At 65.3% G+C, this 21,698-nt stretch carries 18 protein-coding genes; 16 read left to right on the forward strand and 2 right to left on the reverse strand.

Annotation, left to right across the window (positions count from 1 at the left end):
- Positions 1-138: 138 nt before the first annotated feature.
- Complete coding sequence (locus ACODSK_RS22350) at positions 139-996, reverse strand: LysR family transcriptional regulator (protein ID WP_489019249.1); 858 nt, start codon at positions 994-996, stop codon at positions 139-141.
- Between the two features lie 157 nt (positions 997-1,153).
- Between ACODSK_RS22350 and ACODSK_RS22355 the strand changes: the two genes are divergently transcribed.
- The 3 genes from ACODSK_RS22355 to ACODSK_RS22365 all read left to right on the forward strand — a co-directional run bounded on the left by ACODSK_RS22355 (position 1,154) and on the right by ACODSK_RS22365 (position 4,053).
- Positions 1,154-1,864, forward strand: coding sequence for an AzlC family ABC transporter permease (locus tag ACODSK_RS22355; protein WP_489019251.1), 711 nt, complete (start codon positions 1,154-1,156; stop codon positions 1,862-1,864).
- Complete coding sequence (locus tag ACODSK_RS22360) at positions 1,861-2,169, forward strand: AzlD family protein (protein ID WP_489019253.1); 309 nt, start codon at positions 1,861-1,863, stop codon at positions 2,167-2,169. The genes ACODSK_RS22355 and ACODSK_RS22360 overlap by 4 nt, the downstream gene beginning before the upstream one ends.
- A gap of 204 nt (positions 2,170-2,373) precedes the next feature.
- Positions 2,374-4,053, forward strand: a complete 1,680-nt coding sequence (locus ACODSK_RS22365; protein ID WP_489019255.1) for an MFS transporter — start codon at positions 2,374-2,376, stop codon at positions 4,051-4,053.
- Between the two features lie 114 nt (positions 4,054-4,167).
- Here the strand turns inward: ACODSK_RS22365 and ACODSK_RS22370 are convergent, their stop codons facing one another.
- Positions 4,168-5,745, reverse strand: coding sequence for an ABC transporter substrate-binding protein (locus ACODSK_RS22370; RefSeq protein WP_489019257.1), 1,578 nt, complete (start codon positions 5,743-5,745; stop codon positions 4,168-4,170).
- Positions 5,746-6,090: 345 nt separating this feature from the next.
- Between ACODSK_RS22370 and ACODSK_RS22375 the strand changes: the two genes are divergently transcribed.
- The 13 genes from ACODSK_RS22375 (at position 6,091) to ACODSK_RS22435 (ending at position 21,651) form a co-directional block, all read left to right on the forward strand.
- Positions 6,091-7,818 carry a sensor histidine kinase gene (locus tag ACODSK_RS22375; RefSeq protein ID WP_489019259.1) on the forward strand — a complete coding sequence of 576 codons (1,728 nt, stop codon included), beginning with the start codon at positions 6,091-6,093 and terminating at the stop codon, positions 7,816-7,818.
- A gap of 7 nt (positions 7,819-7,825) precedes the next feature.
- Positions 7,826-9,160, forward strand: a complete 1,335-nt coding sequence (locus tag ACODSK_RS22380; RefSeq protein ID WP_489019261.1) for a sigma-54-dependent transcriptional regulator — start codon at positions 7,826-7,828, stop codon at positions 9,158-9,160.
- A gap of 229 nt (positions 9,161-9,389) precedes the next feature.
- The gene (locus ACODSK_RS22385; RefSeq protein WP_489019263.1) at positions 9,390-10,712 is read left to right on the forward strand and encodes an ABC transporter substrate-binding protein; all 1,323 of its coding nucleotides are present in this window, start codon (positions 9,390-9,392) and stop codon (positions 10,710-10,712) included.
- A gap of 27 nt (positions 10,713-10,739) precedes the next feature.
- Positions 10,740-12,062, forward strand: a complete 1,323-nt coding sequence (locus ACODSK_RS22390; protein WP_489019265.1) for an ABC transporter substrate-binding protein — start codon at positions 10,740-10,742, stop codon at positions 12,060-12,062.
- Positions 12,063-12,128: 66 nt separating this feature from the next.
- Positions 12,129-13,028: a branched-chain amino acid ABC transporter permease gene (locus tag ACODSK_RS22395; protein ID WP_075801790.1), complete on the forward strand. Its 900-nt coding sequence runs from the start codon at positions 12,129-12,131 to the stop codon at positions 13,026-13,028.
- Positions 13,028-13,984, forward strand: coding sequence for a branched-chain amino acid ABC transporter permease (locus ACODSK_RS22400; RefSeq protein WP_489019267.1), 957 nt, complete (start codon positions 13,028-13,030; stop codon positions 13,982-13,984). Before ACODSK_RS22395 ends, ACODSK_RS22400 begins: the two co-directional genes overlap by 1 nt.
- Positions 13,981-14,751 carry an ABC transporter ATP-binding protein gene (locus tag ACODSK_RS22405; RefSeq protein WP_489019269.1) on the forward strand — a complete coding sequence of 257 codons (771 nt, stop codon included), beginning with the start codon at positions 13,981-13,983 and terminating at the stop codon, positions 14,749-14,751. The genes ACODSK_RS22400 and ACODSK_RS22405 overlap by 4 nt, the downstream gene beginning before the upstream one ends.
- Positions 14,748-15,395 carry an ATP-binding cassette domain-containing protein gene (locus ACODSK_RS22410; protein ID WP_489019271.1) on the forward strand — a complete coding sequence of 216 codons (648 nt, stop codon included), beginning with the start codon at positions 14,748-14,750 and terminating at the stop codon, positions 15,393-15,395. The genes ACODSK_RS22405 and ACODSK_RS22410 overlap by 4 nt, the downstream gene beginning before the upstream one ends.
- Before the next feature lie 6 nt (positions 15,396-15,401).
- Positions 15,402-16,556 carry an iron-containing alcohol dehydrogenase gene (locus ACODSK_RS22415; RefSeq protein ID WP_489019273.1) on the forward strand — a complete coding sequence of 385 codons (1,155 nt, stop codon included), beginning with the start codon at positions 15,402-15,404 and terminating at the stop codon, positions 16,554-16,556.
- A gap of 11 nt (positions 16,557-16,567) precedes the next feature.
- On the forward strand, positions 16,568-17,722 hold the full coding sequence (locus ACODSK_RS22420) for an iron-containing alcohol dehydrogenase (protein WP_489019275.1): 1,155 nt from the start codon (positions 16,568-16,570) through the stop codon (positions 17,720-17,722).
- Positions 17,723-18,126: 404 nt separating this feature from the next.
- Complete coding sequence (locus tag ACODSK_RS22425; protein ID WP_489019277.1) at positions 18,127-18,315, forward strand: hypothetical protein; 189 nt, start codon at positions 18,127-18,129, stop codon at positions 18,313-18,315.
- A gap of 32 nt (positions 18,316-18,347) precedes the next feature.
- On the forward strand, positions 18,348-19,682 hold the full coding sequence (locus ACODSK_RS22430; protein WP_489019279.1) for a DUF262 domain-containing protein: 1,335 nt from the start codon (positions 18,348-18,350) through the stop codon (positions 19,680-19,682).
- The gene (locus ACODSK_RS22435) at positions 19,675-21,651 is read left to right on the forward strand and encodes a DUF262 domain-containing protein (RefSeq protein WP_489019281.1); all 1,977 of its coding nucleotides are present in this window, start codon (positions 19,675-19,677) and stop codon (positions 21,649-21,651) included. Before ACODSK_RS22430 ends, ACODSK_RS22435 begins: the two co-directional genes overlap by 8 nt.
- The last annotated feature ends 47 nt before the right edge of the window (positions 21,652-21,698 follow it).

Consider the following 21,698-nt stretch of genomic DNA (forward strand, 5'->3'; position numbering starts at 1 on the left):
CTGATAGAGATGTGTAGATACCCATGCTCATCGCTGGCAAGCCAGCTCCCACAGTGACTGCGCATGCAGAACCCTGTGGGAGCTGGCTTGTCGGACCGCCGCACCGCAGCGATGAGGCCCGAAAGACCAACGCCCATCCTAAGCCGCCATGCGCAAGGTCTTGATCAACAACCCATACAACCGGTCCACCGGTGCCGACCCCTGTGACGCCCGGCTCCGATAAACCGCCACCTCCATCGGCTCCAGCGGCCCGAGGCCATGCTCGGCGCCGAGGGTTTCCAGATGCTCCGGCGCGCTGCAGCGGGTCAGCACGGCCACTGCCAGGCCGCTTTCCACCGCAGCGATCTGCCCGGCCAGGCTGGAGCTGTTGTACACCACCCGATAATCCCGCCCTTGCAAGGCCAGCGAGTGGATGGCGCAGCGCCGTGCCTGGCTGGTGCTTTCGTAGGTGGCGATGGGCAGCGGGTCGCGGCGCCAGACGTCGAACTGCGGCGAGCCGACCCAGACCATCGGCTCGCGGAACAGCAAGGTCCCACGCCGGGCGTGATCGCGGGATACCAGGGCAAGGTCCAGGTCGCCCCGTTCAATGCGCGGGATCAGCGAGGTGGACTGCTCGCAGTCCAGTTCGATCTCCACCGCACTGTTGCGCAGGGCGAAGCGCTTGAGCACCGGGGTCAGGTAGCGCGCGGCATAGTCGTCCGGCACGCCGAGACGGATCCGTCCGGTCAGTTCGTCGCCGCTGAAGGCGTGCTGCGCGTCGCTGTGCAGATCGAGAATGCGCCGGGCATAACCAAGCAGGACCTGCCCATCCGGGGTCAGTTGCTGCTGACGCGCATCGCGCACCAGCAGTTGCCGGCCCACCGCCGCCTCCAGCTTCTTCAACTGCATGCTCACCGCCGACTGCGAGCGGTGCACCTCGGGCGCGGCATTGGACAGTGAGCCGGTATCCACCACTGCGACGAAACACTTGAGCCAGTCGATTTGCAGGTCCTGCATGGGGGCTTGCTCCGCGGTATTCGATAAGCGAATGGGTGGGTCGCATAATATGCGCTTTTCGAAAAAACGTGTCTGCTGGATAGTGGCCGGCGTCCGTGCATGCACGATGTGAAAACGAGCGCCCCGCAGGACGGGGCGCCAGATAAGGAGACAGTCTGTGTTATCGGTTGCCAAGGGCTCCGTGGAGCTGGGGTACAACGAGGTCTGGAGCGGGTTCAAGCAACTGCTGCCGATCTCCATGTTCGTGGTGGTGTTCGGCCTGGCGTTCGGCCTGGCGGCGGCCCAGGTCGGCCTGGAGCAGGGCACCATCCTGTGGATGAGCACCCTGGTGTTCGCCGGCGCTTCGCAGTTCGCCGCCCTCGACCTGTGGGGCGCGCAGGTGCCACTGGTGCCGTTGATCGTCACCGTGTTCGCCATCAATGCCCGCCACCTGCTGATGGGCGCCACCCTCTATCCCTGGCTGCGCGAACTGCCGGTGGCGCGGCGCTACGGGATCATGCTGGTGGTGTCCGACGCCAACTGGGCGATGTCGATGCAGGCCCTGTCCGCCGGCAAGCCGGGGCTGGGCATTCTGTTCGGCGGTGGCCTGGCGCTGTGGTCGACCTGGATTCTCGGCACCTGGCTCGGCCTGTACTTCGGCAACCTCGTGACCGACCCGGTGAGCTGGGGCCTGGACATGGTCATGGGCTGCTTCCTGCTGTCGATGGTGGTGGGCGGCAAGAAAGACCCGCGCATGCTGGTCATCTGGGGTGTCGCCGCCGCTTCGGCACTGCTCGCCTACCGCTACCTGCCGGAAAACAGCCACGTGGTGGTCGGCGCCCTGGCCGGCGGCATCGTCGGCGCGATCTGGATGGAGAAACGCCCATGAATATCGCAACCACCGGGCACGGCCCGCTGATCCTCGTGCTGATCATGGCTGTCGTGACCCTGGCCACCCGCTGGGGCGGGGTCTTCGTCATGTCCTTCGTGCCGATCAACTACCGCGTGCAGCAGTTCATCGGCGCCATGTCCGGCTCGGTGCTGGTGGCGGTGCTGACCCCGCTGGCAGTGAGCGGCGACAACGGCGCCCGGCTGGCCCTGGCCAGTACCGCGGTGGTCATGCTGCTGCTGAAGAAACCGCTGCCGGCGATCGCCGCCGGCATCATTGCCGCCGCGCTGTTCCGTCATTTCTGACGCCGTCCGGCGCCCTCATCCGGGGGCGCTGGATTTCCGCCAATCGCCTATTACTCTTAATCCTGCGTGCAACGCGAGGCCGTCCGCCTGTTCCCCAGGCCCGGCGCAGTCCGAGATCCGATGTCATCAGCCTTTCGAATGGCCAGAGTGCGTGCGGAAAACAGCGGGATGCTCCGGCCTACAAGAACAAGACGGAGAACATTCATGGCGGCAGTCAGTGGTACTTCATCCCCGGGCAGTACGTCCGGCAAAAACATCACTCACGACGAGCGCAAGGTCATCTTCGCCTCGTCCCTCGGCACGGTTTTCGAGTGGTACGACTTTTACCTGTATGGCTCCCTGGCGGCGATCATCGCCAAGCACTTCTTCGCCGGAGTGAATGAAACCACCGCCTTCATCTTCGCCCTGCTGGCCTTTGCCGCCGGGTTCGCGGTGCGGCCGTTCGGCGCCATTGTGTTCGGCCGCCTGGGCGATATGATCGGGCGCAAGCACACCTTCCTGATCACCATCATCCTCATGGGCGTGTCCACGGCCGTGGTCGGCATCCTGCCCAGCTACGCCAGCATCGGCGTGGCGGCGCCGATCATCCTGATCACCCTGCGCCTGTTGCAGGGCCTGGCCCTCGGTGGCGAATACGGTGGTGCGGCAACTTACGTGGCCGAGCATGCCCCGCCCGGCAAGCGCGGCTTCTTCACCTCGTGGATCCAGACCACCGCGACCCTCGGCCTGTTCCTCTCGCTGCTGGTGATCCTCAGCTGCCGCACCGTGCTGGGTACCGAGGCCTTCGAAGCCTGGGGCTGGCGGATTCCGTTCCTGCTGTCGATCCTGCTGCTGATCGTCTCGGTGTACATCCGCATGCAGTTGCAGGAGTCGCCGGTGTTCAAGCGCATGAAGGAGGAGGGCAAGGCGTCCAAGGCGCCGCTGACCGAGTCGTTCGCCCGCTGGGACAACCTCAAGGTGGTGATCATGGCGCTGCTCGGTGGTACCGCCGGCCAGGCCGTGGTCTGGTACACCGGGCAGTTCTATGCGCTGTTCTTCCTGTTGCAGACGCTGAAGATCGACCCGCAGACCGCCAACCTGCTGATCGCCGGCTCGCTGCTGATCGGCACGCCATTCTTCATCATCTTCGGCAGCCTGTCGGACCGCATCGGCCGCAAGAAAATCATCATGGCCGGCTGCATCCTTGCCGCGCTGACCTATTTCCCGATCTTCAAGGGTCTCACCGAGTTCGGTAATCCGGACATCTACACGGCGCAGCAGCAAAACCCGGTGACGGTGATCGCCGACCCGGCGCAGTGCTCGTTCCAGTTCGACCCGGTGGGCAAGGCGCGCTTCACCAGCTCCTGCGACGTTGCCAAGAGTTTGCTGGCGAAGCGGGCGATTCCCTACGAGAACGAGGTGGGTGAGCCGGGCTCGGTGGCCCAGGTGCGGATCGGCAGCAAGATGATGCCGAGCTTCGACGGCAGCAGCCTGCCGGCGGCGGAGTTCAAGACCGCCAACGACGGCTTCACCGCCAGCCTCGGCGCAGCGCTGAAAGAGGCCGGCTACCCGGAAAAAGCCGACCCGGCCAAGACCAACTACCCGATGGTGTTGCTGCTCCTGACCATCCTGGTGATCTACGTGACCATGGTCTACGGCCCGATCGCCGCCTGGTTGGTGGAGTTGTTCCCGGCGCGGATCCGCTACACCTCGATGTCCCTGCCGTACCACATCGGCAATGGCTGGTTCGGCGGCTTCCTGCCGACGGTGGCCTTCGCCATGGTCGCGGCGACCGGTGATATCTACTACGGGCTGTGGTACCCGATCGTGATCGCGGTGATGACGGCGGTGCTGGGGATCTTCTTCATGCCCGAGACCAAGGACCGGGATATCAGTCACTCCTGAGGTGTTCTTTCGGGCCTCATCGCTGGCAAGCCAGCTCCCACAGGTACTGCATGCACAGGACCTTGTGGGAGCTGGCTTGCCAGCGATGAGGCCCTCAAAAACTACACAAAACCATCAGGCACCCTGCTTCAACCACAACTGATCAAAACGCCAGGTCGGAAACAGCGTCTTCTCCGCCGCCGCACCCCCCACCCGCCGGGAAAACCCGTCCACCAGGTTGGCATAGCCCCACACCAGCATCCCGCCGCGCTCGTACTGGATACGCTGTGCCTCATGCACCAGCGGCTTGCGCTTTTCCACATCCGGCTCGGCCAGGGCCTGCAGGAACAGCTCGGAAAACCGTGGGTCGTCGAAGTGGGTCTTGTTCGCCACCGACACCGGCGCATCGGCATGCAGGGCGCAGGTGAGGAAGGGCGCGCCGATGCTGCCGCCGGTGCTGAAGGTCCATTCAGTGTGCTGCGGGCCGTTGAAGGTGGCGGCATCCACCTGGCGCACATTGATCTCCACACCGGCCTTGCGCGCCTGCTCGGCGAACACCAGCGCCGAGGCCAGCGGCACACCTTCCTGTTCGGCGACCAGCTCCAGCTTGAGATTTTCCTGACCCGCTTCGCGCAGCAGCGCACGGGCCCGGTCCAGATCCTGACGACGTGGTGGAATGTCGTGGTCGAAGGTCGGATCGTTGGGCGCGTACAGGTCGTTGGCCGCACGACCCTGGCCATTGAGCACCCGCGCCACCAGCTCTTCGCGATTGGCCAGCAGGCGAAATGCCTGACGCACCCGGGGATCGTCGAACGGTGCCTTGCTGGTGTTCATGTCGAAGCCCAGCCAGTTGCCGGTCACCGAGGTCAGCACCTGCAGGCGCGGGTCGTTTTCGATCAGGCGCAGGTGCTCGGCGGCCAGGGCGTTGGCCATGTCCAGTTGGCCGGCCTTGAGCGCGGCCAGGCGAGAGGTCTGGTCCTTGAAGCCGATGATCTCCAGCTCGTCGGCGTAGGGCCGGCCGGCCTTGTAGTAGTTCTCGAAACGGGTGAACAGCGAGCGCTGGCCGGCGGCGAAGCTCTTGAACTTGTAGGGCCCGGCGCCTACCGGGTTGGTCACCGGGTGATAGTCCACCGGCACGATGCCGCCGAAATTGACCCAGGTTTCCGGCAGCGGCACGAAGCCCGCGCCGTCCTTGAAGCGTACGCGCAGGGTTCGTTCGTCGAGCTTCTGCAGGTTGTCGCGGTCGATCCAGTGCAGCAGCGCGGCGTAGGGTGAGGCCAGTTGCGGGTCGGTCAGGCGGCGGATGGAGAACAGCAGGTCTTCGGAATCGATGGTCTTGCCGTGGTGGAACTCCAGGTCCTTGTGCAGGCGCAGGGTCCACACCTTGCCGTCCGGGCTGACCTCGGCCTCTTCGGCCAGGGCCAGGCGCGGCAGCATGTTCTCGTCCCATTCCCACAGCTTGCTGTACAGGGCGAAGCCACGAATGATGCCGCTGCCCACCGGCTTGTGCGCATCGAGGTTGCCGGTCTGGTTGCCGTCGAGGATGCCCAGGCGCAGGCGGCCGCCGTGGCGCGGCGCGGTGTCGTTGAGGGCGCTGCCGGGCTGGCTGTCGTCGCCGCAACCGGCAAGCAGGCTGCCGCCCAGGGCCAGGCCGCCCAAGGCGAGGCTGTTGCCGAGGAAACGGCGGCGGGTGAAGGGAGGGTGGGAGCTCATGGCAGGAACCTGTGATTGCTGTGTGGGGCAGGGCAGAGCAGGTTTCGCGCCAGGTGGCTGGAGGGCTTGGTTTTGCTGGGTTTTGGGCTGTGGTGTGGTGGCTGGAAGGCAGTGAGGTGTTGCTGGGGCAGCAGGTGTTCAGCAGGTCGAAATCCGTTGCCTGCACCGGCTCTATCGCTGGCAACGCCAGCTCCCACAGGGTCCGATGTCACCGCGAACATTGTGGGAGCTGGCGTTGCCAGCGATAGGGCCCTAGAGAACAACCACCGACCTTGCGCCAATGGACAATCCCCTGCCGCGCTCCTTATCCTCCCCGCCACTACATGAACAACAATTACAACGCCCATGGATGTCGAATTCCCCGCCGCTGCGCTGTGGCGCCGGTTTGCCCGGCCGCGCCGCAGCCTGGTAGCCCGTTATACCCTGCTGTCCATCGTGGTGATGAGCGTCGCGCTGATCGCCCTGGCCGTGTTGTACGAGCAATTGGCCAAGGACCTGCTCAACCGCCTGACCGGTGAACGCCTGGATGCCCAGGCGCTGTCCACGGCCAACCGCGTGTCGTCCTTCCTCGACGAGCGTTTCTACCAGCTCTCGGCCCTGTCCAATCACCCCAACATGCCGGACTTCGTCGCCGAGCCGAGCCCGTCCGCCGGTGATATCGATGCCCTGCTGAAGCTGGAAAGCGAGCTGCCGTTCCTCTACGGCGTGTTGTTTTTCAACGAGGACGAACGCCTGCTCAAGGTCCTGCCCGGCCCGGCCGCCTCCGGGGCGCCGTACTGGAGCAACGAGCCGTGGTCGCTGGCCGGGCTGCCGCGGCAGAAGGTCGGCGATATCGAGGTGATCGGCCCGGCGCTGCCCCAGGCCGGGCGCTCCGGCTGGCTGCTGATCCGCAAGACCATCCGCAACGGTCGCACCGATCACCGGGTCAGCATTGGTCTGCACCTGCGCCTGGCGTCCTTGACCGAACTGCTCACCAGCGCCGGCCCGGGCGGGGTGGTGACGCCGCTGCTGCGTGTGCCCGGCGGCGCCTTTATCGATGCCACCGGGCGCCAGGTAGCGGCGCCGGACGACCTGCGCGAAGGCCCGCAGATCCTGCCCGGCTGGCAGGTGGTGTTCAGCGTGCAGCCGGAGGCGATCCTCAAGCCGCTGGACGATGCGCGCTGGTGGCTGTACCTGGCGGCAGTGGGTTTTATCGGCTTTATCCTGGTGGTGTTCTTCACCCTGTCGCGGCAGTTGCGGACACGGGTCGGCACCCTGGTCCAGGGCGCCCACCAGCTGTCCATGGGCGACCTCGGCTACCGCCTGCCGGAGCCATCGAGCAACGATGAAATCGGCCGGGTAACCCAGGCCTTCAACGTCATGGCCGGGCGCCTGGCGGCGGTGATGGAGCAGACCGTGCGCACGGAAAACCTCGCCGTGCTCGGCACCTTCGCCACCGGCGTGGCCCACGAGGTGCGCAACCCGCTGGCGACCATGAAGACCACGGTCCAGGCCCTGCTGCGCCGCGAGCCGGAAAGCGAGCGACGCCTGCTACTCAGCGACCTGGGGCAGGAGATCGACCGGCTCTCCCATGTCACCAGCGACCTGCTGGAGTACGGCCGACCGCATCCGGCCAATCCGCAGGTGGTGGAATTGCACGAACTGTTCGACCGCGCCCGACGCCTGATCGCCCCGGAAGCCGAGGCCAAGGCCATCCGCTTCGAGGCGGGCTGCGCAGCGGGCATCCGCCTGTTCGTCGACCCCGACCAGGCCCAGCAGATCCTGCTCAACCTGTGCCTCAACGCCATTGAAGCCAGTGCCCGCGACCAGCGTGTCAGCCTCACCGGCCATGCCCAGGGCGGCCGGGTGCTGGTCTGCGTCAGCGACGAAGGCTGCGGCATTCCCGAAGACGCGCTCAAGCGCGTGCGCCAGCCCTTCTTTACCCTCAAGGCCCGAGGCACCGGCCTTGGGCTGAGCATTTGCCAGCAACTGCTGGAAGCCAATGCATCGCGAATGGAGATCGCGAGTACCGCCGGCAAGGGCACCGTGGTGACCCTGGATTTCCCCGCACCTTGCCCGACCGATTTGAAGTGAGCCCGTGATGTCCGACTTTCATGTACTGATCATCGATGACGAAGAAGCGCTGGTGCGCTCCCTCAGCTATGCCCTGCGCGCCGAGGGTTTCCAGGTCGGCGCCGCCTACAGCGGCGAGGAGGGGCTGGCGCTGCTCGCCGACGCCGGCAAGCCTTGCGATATCGTCCTGCTCGATCTCGGCCTGCCGGGCATGGACGGCATCGCCACCCTCGACGGCCTGCGCAAGCTGCGGCCGAACCTGCCGGTGATCATGATCTCCGCCCACGGCGATACCCGCGCCGCGGTGCAGGCAGTCAAGGGTGGGGCTACCGATTACCTGACCAAGCCCTTCGAGCTGGACGACCTGCTGGCGACCATCGAGGGCGCCCTGGTCCGCCCCGAGGCCGCTGCCGCTCCCGGCAACCTGCTCGGCCACAGCCCGGCCATGGCCGGCCTGCATGCTGCGGTGCAGCGGGTGGCGCGCAGTTCGGCGACGCGAATCCTCCTGCTCGGCGAATCCGGCACCGGCAAGACCCTGGTCGCCCAGGCCCTGCACGACAGCAGCAGCCGCGCCGGCCAGCCGTTCATCGAGGTCAACTGCGCGGCGCTGCCGGAGCAGTTGATCGAAGCCGAGCTGTTCGGCTCGGAGAAGGGCGCCTATACCGGTGCTCACCAAAAGCGCGTCGGCCTGGTCACCCAGGCGCATAACGGCACCCTGTTCCTCGACGAGATCGGCGAGCTGCCCCTGGCCCTGCAAGCCAAGCTCCTGCACTTCCTGGAGAACGGCAGCTACCGCGCGGTGGGTGCCAGCCAGGCCAGCAGCGCCGATGTGCGGGTGGTGGCGGCGACCAACCGCGATCTCGCCGACGACGTGCGCCAAGGGCGTTTCCGCGAAGACCTGTTCTACCGCCTCAATGTGATCACCATCGATATCCCGGCGTTGCGCGAGCGCGGTGAGGACATCCTCCTGCTGGCCCGGCATTTCGCCGAGCGCCAGGCCCGGGAAGAGCAGGGCGCGGCCATCGCCTTCCAGGCCGATGCCGAGGCCGCCCTGTTGCGCCATCGCTGGCCGGGCAACGTGCGCGAACTGAAGAACCTGGTCGAGCGCCTGACCATCCTTATGCCCGGCCAGGCCATCGCCGCGGCGCAGTTGCCCGCAACCATGCAGTCCGCCGAGCCAATGAGCGCCAACCGCTCGCCCATCGAAGACCAACTGGAGCGTGCCGAGCGCGAACTGGTCTTCGATGCCCTCAGCCGCAGCGCCGGGCACAAGGGCATGGCTGCCGATATCCTCGGTATCTCCCGGCATGCCTTGAAGCGTCGCCTGCAACGCCTGGGCATCGAACGCCCCGATGAGCGCTAACCGCTCAAGCGCTCGCCCGCGCTGAGCGGCTACCGCTCAACACTCTCCGCTCAAGGCCGTGGCCAACCGTGTCACGGCCTCTCGATTTCGTAACGAATCACCGCGCAAAGCCTTGTTCCAGAGACCTTGCGCGGTTTCTTATGCAGCGTCCCGCACAGGCTGGCACAGCCTTTGCGATAACCCTTTCGCTAACCACAAGAGGCGTCCACGAACGCCCCAAGGTATTGACATGCAATCGTCGTTTTCCCGACTGCCATCCGTTATCGCCCTGAGCGGCCTGCTCCTGGGCTACGCCTGCACGGCCACTGCCGGGCGGGTCGAGCTGGGCGCCGCCGCGACCCAGGCCGACCTGACCCTCGGCTGCCTCTACCCGATGACCGAGCGGGCGGCGATCTACGGTCAGGACAGCATCGCCGGTATCCAGGTCGCCCTCAGCGAGCTGCAAGGCCTGCGCGAGGCCGGCGAGCAGGTGCCGCGGATGCGCGTGATCATCGACGACGATCAGTCCAAGGCCTCCTACGGCACCGGCCTGGCCCGCGCCTTTATCCGCAAGGACGGAGTGCAGGTGCTGTGCGGCATGGTCTCTTCAGGTGTGGCCATCGCAGTCAGCCAGCTGGCCCGGGAACAGAAGGTGCTGATGATCGGCACCGACCACGCCTCGTCGCGCATGAGCCTGGAAAACGGCCACCGCTATTACTTCCGGGTGACCAACGACACTTGGACCTCGATGGCTGCCGGCGCGCGCTACCTCAAGGACCTGCAAGGCAAGAGCGGCTGGAAGCGCCTGGCCTTCATCGGCCCGGACTACGAGTACGGCCATGTCTCCCGCGACGACCTGCATGAAGCGCTGCGCCAGCAAGGGGTGAAGTTCGACGACGTCACCGAACTCTGGCCACGGCTCTACGAGCCCGACTACTCGGCCTATATCGCCGCGCTGGAGCAGGCCAGACCCGACATCATCGTCTCGGCCCTGTGGGGCGGCGACTTCCACGCCTTCGTCAAGCAGGCCGCCGGCACCCGGCTGTTCGAGAGCTCGCGGCTGGCCAACTTCGATACCGGTGGCAACTACGACTTCCTGGTTTCCCTCGGCGACAAGGCGCCGCCAGGGCTGATCCTTTCCGCCCGGCACCACAACAACTTCCCGGACACGCCGCGCAACCGCGCCTTCGTCGAGCGCTTCCACACCCTGACCGGGCGCTTCCCGACCTACGCCGCCCAGGGCGCCTACACCGGGGTGATGGTCCTGGCCAGGGCCAGCCAGAAGGCCGGCGGGGCCACCGATACCGAGTCGCTGATCCGCGCCCTCGAAGGGCTGGAAATCGCCTTGCCGGAAGACCCGCCCGGCTTCGTCTCGCGCATCGATCCGCTGACCCACCAGATCCAGCAGACCCAGGCGGTCGGCACCCCGGTGGTCAACCACGACTACCCGCCAGCGCAGCTGATGCTGGGTGACTGGCAGCTGTATTCCGCCGAAGAACTGCAACCCGATCCCGCGACCCGCGCCCGGCGCCTCGCCCAGCAAATACGTAACCCCGAGGGGCACGCCCCTTAGTTCTGTAAAACCCGCAATGGAAACGCCATGAATAACTACAAGAAACGCCTCCAGCAACACGCCAGGACCCTGCCACTGGCCCTGGCCATCGCCGCCGCCGGCTTCAATGGCGCGGCCGTCGCCGCTGAAAACGGCAAGTTCCGTATCGGCGTGGTGACCTTCCTCTCCGGCCCGGCCGCCGGCCCGTTCGGCGAGCCCTCGGCCAACGCCGCCAAGGTGCTGGTCGAAGGCCTCAACCAGGGCAAGCTGCCCGCGCCCTACGACAAGCTGGGCATCAACGGCGCCGAGATCGAGGTGGTGATGATCGACGAGGCCGGTGGTGCGGCCAAGCAGGTGGAAGAATTCCGCAACCTGGTGCAACGGCAGAAGGTCGACGCGGTGGTCGGCTATATCTCTTCCGGCGACTGCCTGGCCATCGCTCCGGTGGCTGAAGAACTGGGGGCCATGACCGTGTTCTACGATTGCGGCACCTCGCAACTGTTCACTGAAGACAAGACCCCGCAATTCGTCTTCCGCACCAGCCTCGACGCGGCGGTGGACAATATCGGCGCCGCCCGCTACCTGGCCAAGACCCGTCCGGATGCTGCCCGCGTCGGCGGCATCCAGCAGAACTACGCCTGGGGCCAGGACAGCTGGAGCGACTTCACCCTGTCCATGGCCCAGGTCATGCCCAAGGCCCAGGTGGTCGAATCGCAGATGCCGAAAGTGTTCCAGGGCCAGTACGGCGCGGAAATCTCGGCGTTGTCGGTGAAGCGCCCGGACATCATCCACTCCAGCTTCTGGGGTGGCGACATGGAGGCCCTGGTATTGCAGGCCAACTCCCGCGGCCTGCTGGAAGACGCCACCGCCGTGCTGACCTGCGGCGAATCGGCGCTGGAGCGCTACAAGGACCAGGCGCCCAACGGCATGATCATCGGCGGCCGTGGCCCGTTCGGTGCCTTCGCCCCGGATAACGCCCTGAACAACTGGTTCACCACCCAGTACAAGGCCGCTTACAAGTCGGCGCCGACCTACCCGGCAAGCAAGATGGCCCAGGCCATCCTCGGCCTGAAGTTCGCCGCCGAGAACGCCGGTGTCGAAGCCGGCAAGATCCCGGCCCCGCTGGAAATGGCCAAGGCCATGAAGGGCACGACCTTCGAGTCGGTGTCCGGCACCGTGCAGATGGCCCGCGCCGGCGGTCATCAGGCCATGCAGGGCATCGCCTACGGCGAATACCACTACGACGCCGCCAGCAAGCAGGGCAGCGTGCAGAACGTCATCGCCTTCTCCGGCGAGTGCGTGACCCCGCCGGACGGCACCACCGCCCACGACTGGATCAAGGCCGGTTTCCCCGGCGCCCAGTGCAACTGAGCGTGCGGCACACCTGACTGACCGTGGCGGCCGCTGCCGGCCGCCACTCTTGCCTGGTACGAACTTATGCTGAGTCTTTATGCGGTGCTGATCGACGGCGCCATCTATGCCTCGTGGCTGTTCCTGGTCGCGGCGGGGCTCACCGTGATCTACGGTGTCATGCGCATTCTCAACATGGCCCATGGCAGTTTCTACGCCATCGGTGCCTATGCCGCCGCCTCGCTGGTGGGCTGGTATTTCAACAACGGCATCGGCCCGGTCTGGGTCGGCTACCTGATGATGCTCGGCTGCGCCCTGGCCGCCGGGTTGATCGTCGGCCTGCTGATCGAGCGCGGCCTGCTGCGCTTCATGTACGGCCGCGACGAAGTGCTGATGGTGATCATCACCTACGCGCTGCTGCTGATTCTCGAAGACGCCATGAAGATGATCTGGGGCGTCAATCCTTACTTCGCCTACCAACCCTACGCCGAGATGGGCCGCAGCGTGCTGGCCGGGCTCAAGGTGTCGAACTACGACCTGATGCTGGTCGGCGTATCGCTGGTGCTCGGCCTGTCGCTGTGGCTGTGGCTGGAGCGCACCCACCAGGGCAAGGTCCTGCGTGCGGTGATCCATGACCGCGAAGTGGCCCAGGCCATGGGCGTCAACGTGCGCCGGGTGTTCACCCTGGTGTTCGTCCTCGGCACCGTGCTCGGCACCCTGGCCGGGGCCCTGACCGCACCGGCGATCTCGGTAGCGCCGGGCATCGGCGTGGAAATCATCGTGCTGGCCTTCGCCGTGGTGGTGATCGGCGGCATGGGCAGCATCGAAGGTGCCGCCCTCGGCGCCTTGCTGGTGGGCCTGAGCCGCGCGGCGGCGGTGCACTACGCGCCGCAATTCGAACTATTCGTGATCTACGGCGTGATGGCGCTGGTCCTGGCGGTGCGTCCGCAGGGCCTGTTCGGCCGCGTGCTGGCGAGGAAAATCTGATGCGTCTCGATCGAACCGAACTGATTCTGCTGGGCGTGGCCGTGCTGCTCGCCCTGGGTGGCCTGATCGCCCCGCAATGGCTGGTGTTCCTGCTGACCATGGCGCTGGCCAAGTCGATGGTGGTGCAGGGCGTGGTGATGCAGATGCGCGCCGGCCTGGTGACCTTCGGCCAGGGCCTGTACTTCTGCATGGGCGGCTATGCCGTGGGCATGAGCGGGCACTTCCTGAATATCAGCGACCTGCCGATCCTGCTGCTGATCGGCGTCGCCGCAGCGGTGGCCCTGGCGATGGTTCTCGGCTTGCTGATGACCCGCTACCGCGAGATCTTCTTCGCCATGCTGTCGCTGGCGTTCTCCATGATCCTCTACGGCATGCTGGTGAAAAGCCCGGCCCTGGGCAGCACCGACGGCTTCAACGTCAAGGCCTGGACCCTGTTCGGCTGGAGCCCGGCGGCGGGGCAGGCGCCTCTGGCCCTGTTCGTCATCATCGTCGCCGCCACCGCCGTGCTTGCCGTGCTCCTGCACCGCTACGGGCGCAGCAGCGCCGGGGCGATGTGCGAGGCGATCCGCGAGAACGAGGTGCGCGTCGAGTACCTCGGCCAGTCACCGCGCTGGGTGCTGTACATGAACTACGTCGCTGCGGCCGGGGTTTCGGCGCTGGGCGGTGGCTTCATGGCCTTGGCCGCCGGGCATATCGACCCGGAAATGGCCTACTGGATCACCTCCGGCGAATTCGTCTTCATCGCCTTGCTCGGCGGCACTGCCCATGTCGCGGCGCCGATCATCGCGGCGATCCTGTTCGCCGTGGTGCGCACCTACGCCATCGAGCTGGTGCCGCATAGCTGGCAGATGATCCTCGGGATCACCTTGCTGGCAATCATCGTGTTCCTGCCCAAGGGGCTGTGGAGCCTGTTCACCCGGCCGCGCGCGGCCAAGAGCGTGGAGGCCAAGGCATGAGCTGCATTCTCGAAACCCGTGGACTGTACAAGGAGTTCGGCGCGGTGACCGCCGCCAAGGACGTCAACGTGCGCATCGACAAGGGCGAAGTGGTCGGCGTGATCGGCTCCAACGGTGCCGGCAAGACCACCTTCATCAACATGGTCACCGGCTACCTCAAGCCGAGCCGTGGCGAGATCCTGTTCAACCAGCAGTCGATCATCGGCCGCACGCCGCGGGCGATCACCCGCGCCGGCATGGCCCGCTCGTTCCAGGTGGCGCAGTTGTTCCCCGAGCTGACCGTGCTGGACAACCTGCTGATCGCCCTGGCCGCAGCCGAATCGCCGTTCCCCTCGCTGCTGCGGCCACTGCGCAGCGACGCGCGGATCGCCCGTGCCGAGGCGATCCTCGGCGAGTTCAGCATCCTCGGCTGGCGCGACAGCAAGGTCACCGCCGTGCCCCAGGGCGTGCGCAAGCTGATCGATATCGCCATGGCGCTGATCGGCGAGCCGCAGATGCTGCTGCTCGACGAGCCCACCAGCGGCGTCAGCGCCGAAGAGAAGACCCAACTGATGGACACGGTGATGCAGGTGGTGTCGCGCCACCAGGTCACGGTGCTGTTCGTCGAGCACGATATGGACGTGGTGCGCCGCTATGTGTCGCGCATCCTCGCCTTCTACAGCGGTGAAGTGCTGGCTGACGGTCCCCCCGAACAGGTCCTGGCCAATGCCCGGGTCCAGGAGCTGGTCACCGGCGGCCACAAGGCGCACAAGGGAGCCCACGCATGAGTCTGGAAATCCGCAATCTCAACGTGTCCATCGAGTCGGTGCCGATCCTGCACAACGTCTCGCTGAATGTCGGCGCCGGGCAGATGGTCGGCCTGATCGGTCATAACGGTGCCGGCAAGACCACCCTGATCCGCACCCTGATGGGCCTGCTCGATGCCGACTCCGGCTCGATCAGGTTCAACGACAGCGACCTGCGCGCCCAGCCCGGTCATCAGCGCGCGGCAGCGGGGATCAGCTACCTGCCGGAAGACCGTCGGTTGATCCCGGCGCTGACCGTGGAAGAAAACATCCTCCTGCCGGTGTGGGCCAACAAGCTGCCCGGCAGCGCCGAGCGTCTGGAATGGGTCTACAGCCTGATCCCGGAAATCGCCCAGTTCCGCGAGCGCCGTGCCATGCAACTGTCTGGCGGCCAGCAGAAACTGGTGGCCCTGGCCCGGGCGCTGATGCCTGGCCAGCGCCTGCTGATTCTCGATGAACCCTTCGAAGGGGTGGCCCCGGTGCTGTCCCGGCGCCTGACCGAAGTGATTGCCAAGCTCGGCGATGAAGGCCTGTGCGTGCTGATCTCCGAATCCGATGACACCCATTCCGCTGACCTGGTCGATGCCGTCTACCGCATCGAGCGCGGCAGCGTGCGAGCAGGATAAGAAACCATGTCGACCTTTACCTTTGAAACCACCCCACGGGTGATCTGCGAAGTGGACGGCGCCCTGCGCCTGGGCACGCTGTGCCGCGAACTGGGGGCGCAGCGGGTGTTGCTGGTCAGCGACCCGGGCCTGCAGCGGGCCGGCTTGCTCGAAGCGCCGATGCAGGCGCTGCGCGAGGCCGGCGTCGAGGTGACGCTGTACAGCGATGTGCAGGCCGACCCGCCGGAAGCCTCGGTACTGGAGGCGGTGGCGGCGGGGCGCGACTGTGGCGCCCAGGCGGTGATCGGCCTCGGCGGCGGCAGCTCGTTGGACACCGCCAAGCTGGTGGCCTTGCTTTGCGGATGCGAACAGCAACTGGCAGACATCTACGGCATCAACCTGGCCCAGGGCCCGCGCCTGCCGCTGATCCAGGTACCGACCACGGCCGGTACCGGTTCCGAGGTCACCGCCGTGGCCATCGTCACCACCCCGAGCCATGAGAAGAAGGGCGTGGTCAGCCCGTTGCTGTACCCGGACATCGCCTTGCTCGACGCACGCCTGACCGTCGGCCTGCCGGCGGCGGTCAGCGCCATGACCGGGGTGGATGCCATGGTCCATGCCATCGAGGCCTACACCAGCCTGCACAAGAAGAACGTGCTGTCCGACGGCCTGGCCCTGCAGGCCTTGCGCCTGCTGGCCGGAAACCTCGACCGGGTGCTGGCCGAGCCGGGTGATCTCAAGGCCCGCTCGGACATGCTGCTGGGCTCGATGCTGGCCGGCATGGCCTTCGCCAACGCACCGGTGGCGGCGGTGCATGCCCTGGCCTATCCGCTGGGCGGGCATTTCCATGTGCCCCACGGTTTGAGCAACGCGCTGGTGCTGGTGCCGGTGCTGAACTTCAACCGCAGCGCCGCCGAAGCCCTTTATGCCGAGCTGGCGCCGAGCGTGTTGCCTGGGCAGCGCTTCGACACGCCGGCGGCGGCCTGCGATGCGTTTATCGGCTTCATGACCGCACTGGTCGAGCGCATGCCGTTTGCCCAGCGTCTGGCCGAGGTCGGGGTGGTGGAGGCGGATCTTGATCGCCTCAGCGACGACGCCATGAAGGTCCAGCGCCTGCTGGTCAACAATCCGCGTCCGGTCACCCGGGAAGATGCGCGGGCCCTCTATGCCTCGGTCCTGTGAAGGAGTGCCGGATGAATCATGAATTCAGATGCGTGCCGCGTATCGTCTGTGCGGCGGGGGTCTTGCAGGGTATTGGCGAGGTGTTCGCCGGCCTGGGCGTGAAGCGGGTGTTGCTGGTGTGCGATCCGGGCATCGTCAAGCTCGGCTTCGCCGGCCAGGCCTGTGCGGCGCTGGAAGCAGCGGGTTGCGTTGTCGAGGTATTCAATCAGGTGGTCGCCGATCCGCCGGCGGCGGTGGTCAGGCAGGCGGTGGAGCAGGGCCGGGCCTTCGCTGCCGATGGCGTGCTGGGGCTCGGCGGCGGCAGTTCGCTGGATGCGGCCAAGCTGGTGGCCTTGCTGATCAACAGCGAACAACCGCTGGAAGATCTGTACGGCACCGACAAGGCCACGGGCCGGCGCCTGCCGCTGGTGCTGATGCCGACCACCGCCGGCACCGGCTCGGAAGTGACCTGGGTCTCGGTCATCACCGACGAGCAACAGCGCAAGCAGGCGGTGTACTCGGCACAGCTGATGCCGGACGTGGCGGTGCTCGATCCCGAGCTGACCCTCGGCCTGCCGGCCGGGGTCACGGCGGCGACCGGGCTGGACGCCATGGTCCATGCCATCGAGGCCTACACCAGCCGCACGCGCAAGAACCCCATCGCCGACGGCCTGGCCACCACCGCGCTGGGGCTGCTTGGCGGCAACCTGCGCAAGGTGCTGGCGGACGGCAGCGACGTCGCCGCGCGCGAGGCCATGTTGCAAGGTTCGCTCATGGCCGGGATGGCCTTCGTCAACGCCTCGGTCGCGGCGATCCATGGGCTGGCGTATCCGTTGGGGGCGCGTTTTCACATCCCCCACGGACATGCCAATGCGCTGGTGATGGCGCCGATGCTGCGCTTCAACCTGGAGGCTGCGCGGGGCTTGTATGCCGAGCTGGCGGGGTATCTGTTGCCGGGTGAGGTGTTTGCCGACGAGGCGGCTGCGGCGCAGGCGTTCGTCGCCGGGATCGAAGCGCTGGTGCGTGATAGCGGGCTGGAACTGCGCCTGTCGCGACTGGGCGTGGATGAAGCGGCGATCCCGGCCATGGCCGAGGATGTGGTCGGCGGGTTGAAGCGGCTGATCGACAGCAATCCGCGGGATATGGATGTGGGGCAGGTGGAGGCGATCTATCGGGGGATCTACTAGCCCCGTTTCAGGATCACTGCAAAACCCTGTGGGGGCCAGCTCCCGCAGGGTTTTGCGCCTGGCCTGGATCCTGCGGCTGATCGGGAACCCTGTGGGAGTCGGCATTGCCGACGATGAGGCCATCAGCTTCGACATCGATCTGCTGGTCGGGTGTTCTTGCGGACCTCATCGCTGGCAATGCCAGCTCCCACTGGGGCGGTGTCGCTTGGTTTCAAGCTGTTTCTTTCAGCTCATCCGGGAGAGGTTCGAGAAGCAGCCGCAGGGCCTGTCGGTTTCGTAGAAGAGGATCTGCATGTCGGTCCTTGAGGCTTGCGGAAAGTGCCGAGAATATCAGCATGAGTGCGACACATGCTGACGCGGGCAGAAACGATCATGGCTCCGTCTTCCCTGATCGAGTCTCCTGCATGAACGAATCATCCCTGCTGTCTTCCTTGCATGACAACTTCCCGGTCTTCGGCCCCTCGGTGATCCAGCGGCTTGCCGGTGTCGGCTATGATCGTGCCCTGGAAATTCTCGAAGACCTGCAGGCCCGCGGCCTGATCCGTCCGGCATCAGAGCCGTTTCGCTGGGAACTGAACCCGCCACGTCCGTAGTCTTGCGCCATTCCCTGTCAAGGATCGATGCCATGAGTCGTCCCCAACTGAATGTCTATTCGGTGGAGCAGTTGCTGTCCCTGAAATTGACCATTCCACCCTACCAGCGTCCATATAAATGGACCGGGCAACACCTCGGCCAGCTGTTCGAGGACCTTGCCAGCTTCGAGGACGCCGAGGCCTACCGCCTCGGTACCGTGGTCTTTCACCGCAATGAGGGGCGGCTCGAAATCGTCGATGGCCAGCAGCGGACTCTGACCTTGCTGCTGATCGTCCGCGCCCTGCTTGCCGAGCGCCGCGATCTGCTGAAGCCCGAGCTGCGCGACAGGCTGGTCGCACTGGACGCCCGGGCGACCGAACTTAAGTTCAGCAGCCAGATATCGATCACCAACCTCCAGCGCAACTACCAGGCCATCCGCCGACTGGTGTCTGCCGAGGACTTCAGCGAAACGCGTATCGAGTTTCTCCTGAGCCGTTGCCAGGTCGTGTGTTTTGCCCTCGACGATATCTCCGAAGCCTTCCAGTTCTTCGACTCGCAGAATGCCCGAGGCCGCGACCTGGAGCCTCACGACCTGCTCAAGGCCTACCACCTGCGTGAGTTTGCCCCCGGGGAAGCCGCGCACAAGGCCATGGTCGTGGCGGGATGGGAGAACCATGAAAGCGAGCAACTGGCCCGGCTGTTCGAGAACTACCTGTACCGTATCCGCCGCTGGGCCGACGGCGCTTCGGCGCGCTATTTCGGCAAGGAGGATGTAGGCCTGTTCAAGGGTGTCAACCTGTCTTCCGGGCCGCAGTATCCGGCAGCGGTGCAACTGCGCATGACCCACGACTGGGTGGATCTGCAGAACCGCATGCTGGAACAGGCGGGGGCCAATCCGGTCGCCTTTCCCTTCCATCTTGACCAGACGATCATCAATGGTCGGCGATTCTTCGAGATGGCCGTGCATTACCAGCGGCAGGTGACCGGGTTGCGACAGTTGAAGAGCCTGCCAGCGTCGCTGGAACAGCGTGCTTGCGCGATATTGCAGACCCTGGGCAGCTACAAGGGACGTGGACGAACCGGCGACCGCTATGTACAGGGCCTGTTCGACTGCCTGCTTATCTACTACATCGACACCTTCGGTCGGGAGGAGCTCTCCCGCGCCATCGAAAAGGCCTTTATCTGGGCCTATCGCCTGCGCCTTGAGCGTCATGCGGTGCATCTGGCCACCGTCGACAATCATGCGCGCGAGAGCAATCTGTTCCGGGTGATCCAGCGGGCCTCACGTCCGCAGGAGTTCCTGGCCTATCCGTTGCCCACGGTCACCAGCGTGCGCAACGAACCCGAACTGCTGGCACTGTTCAAGGAGATGAAGTTCCATGCCTGAAGCCATTACCCAGCTTTCCGTCGGCGAGTTGCTTGGCGGTCCTGAGCGTTATCTGATCCCCATGTACCAGCGCAACTATGCATGGGAAGAGGGGGAGATCACGCAACTGCTTCAGGACGTGCTCGACGGGTTGCTCGATCGTGACCGTGCGACACGCAATTACTACCTGGGCTCATTGGTGGTGGATCGGCGTGATGGGCATGGTCCCGCGTTGTTCGAGACGCTTGATGGCCAGCAGCGCCTGACCACCTTGTCACTGTTGGCGCTGTATTTGAACAAGCGCCTGCCCGGCACGCTGGATTGGCCGGCGGCGGCGAAGATCGAGTTCGAAAATCGCCCACGCTCGACCGCGACCCTCCAGGCAATCGCGGGCGCTGCGTTACCGGACGACGGTAGCGAGGGGCTGGCGGCCGAGCAGATCAACAGCGGGATACTGGCTGGCTACCGGCTGATCCGCGATCTGTTGCCCAGGTTGGTGGAGGATCAGGTGCCGCTGTCGGATTTCGCCAGCTTCCTGTTCGAGCGGGTGCAGATCATGCGCGTCGAAGTGCCAGTCAACACTGACCTGAACCACTATTTCGAGGTGATGAACAACCGCGGCGAGCAGTTGGAGAAGCACGAGGTGCTCAAGGCCCGCTTGCTGGAGAAGTTCAAGCACGATGAGCAGGCTCAGGCCTGTCTGCATCGGATCTGGGAAGCCTGTTCGAACATGGAGAAGTACGTGCAGATGGGCTTTACCCCGGCCCAGCGCAGAGCGCTGTTTGACCATGTCGAGGGTCGCCTGACGGCTGTGGATTTCCAGGCGGTGGGCGATGTTCTGGCGAGAACGGCTAGTGCCGCCGAGGTGCCGGGGCAGGGTGATGCCCTGGCCTTGAGCGCAATCCTCGAAATGCCCACGTGCGTGGCCGGCGGACGGGTGGCTGAAGACGACGCGGGAGACGACGCCGCGCCGGAGCGTTTCAGCTCGGTGATCAACTTCCCCAACTTTCTCCTGCAGGTGTTGCAGGTCCATCTTGGCGAAAACGGTGTGCGTCTGACCCTGGACGACAAGCAGTTGCTACCGGCTTTCGACCAGCATGTGTTGAGTGGCGAGCATGCGGCGGAGCGGGTCAAGGCATTTGCGTTCGCCCTGCTGCGCTGCAAGCTGCTGTATGACCATGGCGTGATCAAGCGCGAGTTCCACAACGCGACCGACGGCTGGAGCTTGAAGCGCTTCAAGTACACGGACAAAGGCGCGATCAGCTACGTTGCCAGCTTCGGCGGCGAGGACGAGGAAGCCGGAGTCAACCGCAGCCTGCTGATGCTGCAAAGTGCGCTGCATGTCTCGGCGCCGAGTCAGGTGTACAAGTACTGGCTGACGGCAGCTTTGCGCTACCTGTACCGCAATGTCGCAGTGACGGCAGGGGACTACTTGACCTACCTGCAGTCGGTTGCCCGTTCATTCGTATTCGACCGCGGCCTGGCGTTGGAACAGGAAAGGCTGGCGTACTACGACCTGATCTACACGAGCGGCGAACGGCAGCGGGTGGCTGACGGTGGACTGGCTGCACGGCTGCGCTACGGCAACATCGACAATAACCTGGTATTCAATTGGCTCGATTACCTGCTGTGGGAGCAGTACAAGGACGGGAAGGACTCGAAGATCAAGGAGTTCGTCTTCACCTTCCGCAGTTCGGTGGAGCATTACTATCCGCAGAATCCCATGCTGGATCATCCGAGGCTGAGCAAAAAAGCGGTGGATGCGTTCGGCAATCTCTGCCTGATCAGTCACAGCAAGAACTCACGCCTGAGTAACTACTTGCCGGATGCCAAGAAGCAGCACTATCGCGGGCAGACCATCGACAGCATCAAGCAGCATCTGATGATGGAGCATCCCGAGGCTGTGGAAGGGTGGGGTGAAGAATCGATCCGGACTCACGAGGCCGAAATGCTTGAAGTTCTCGAAGAAGGCCTGAGCCGATCCAGCTAGCAGCGTGGATTTGGCTGTTCAGGGCAACCTGTTACCCTGTGGGAGAT

This window comes from Pseudomonas sp. FG98, from assembly GCF_057808595.1.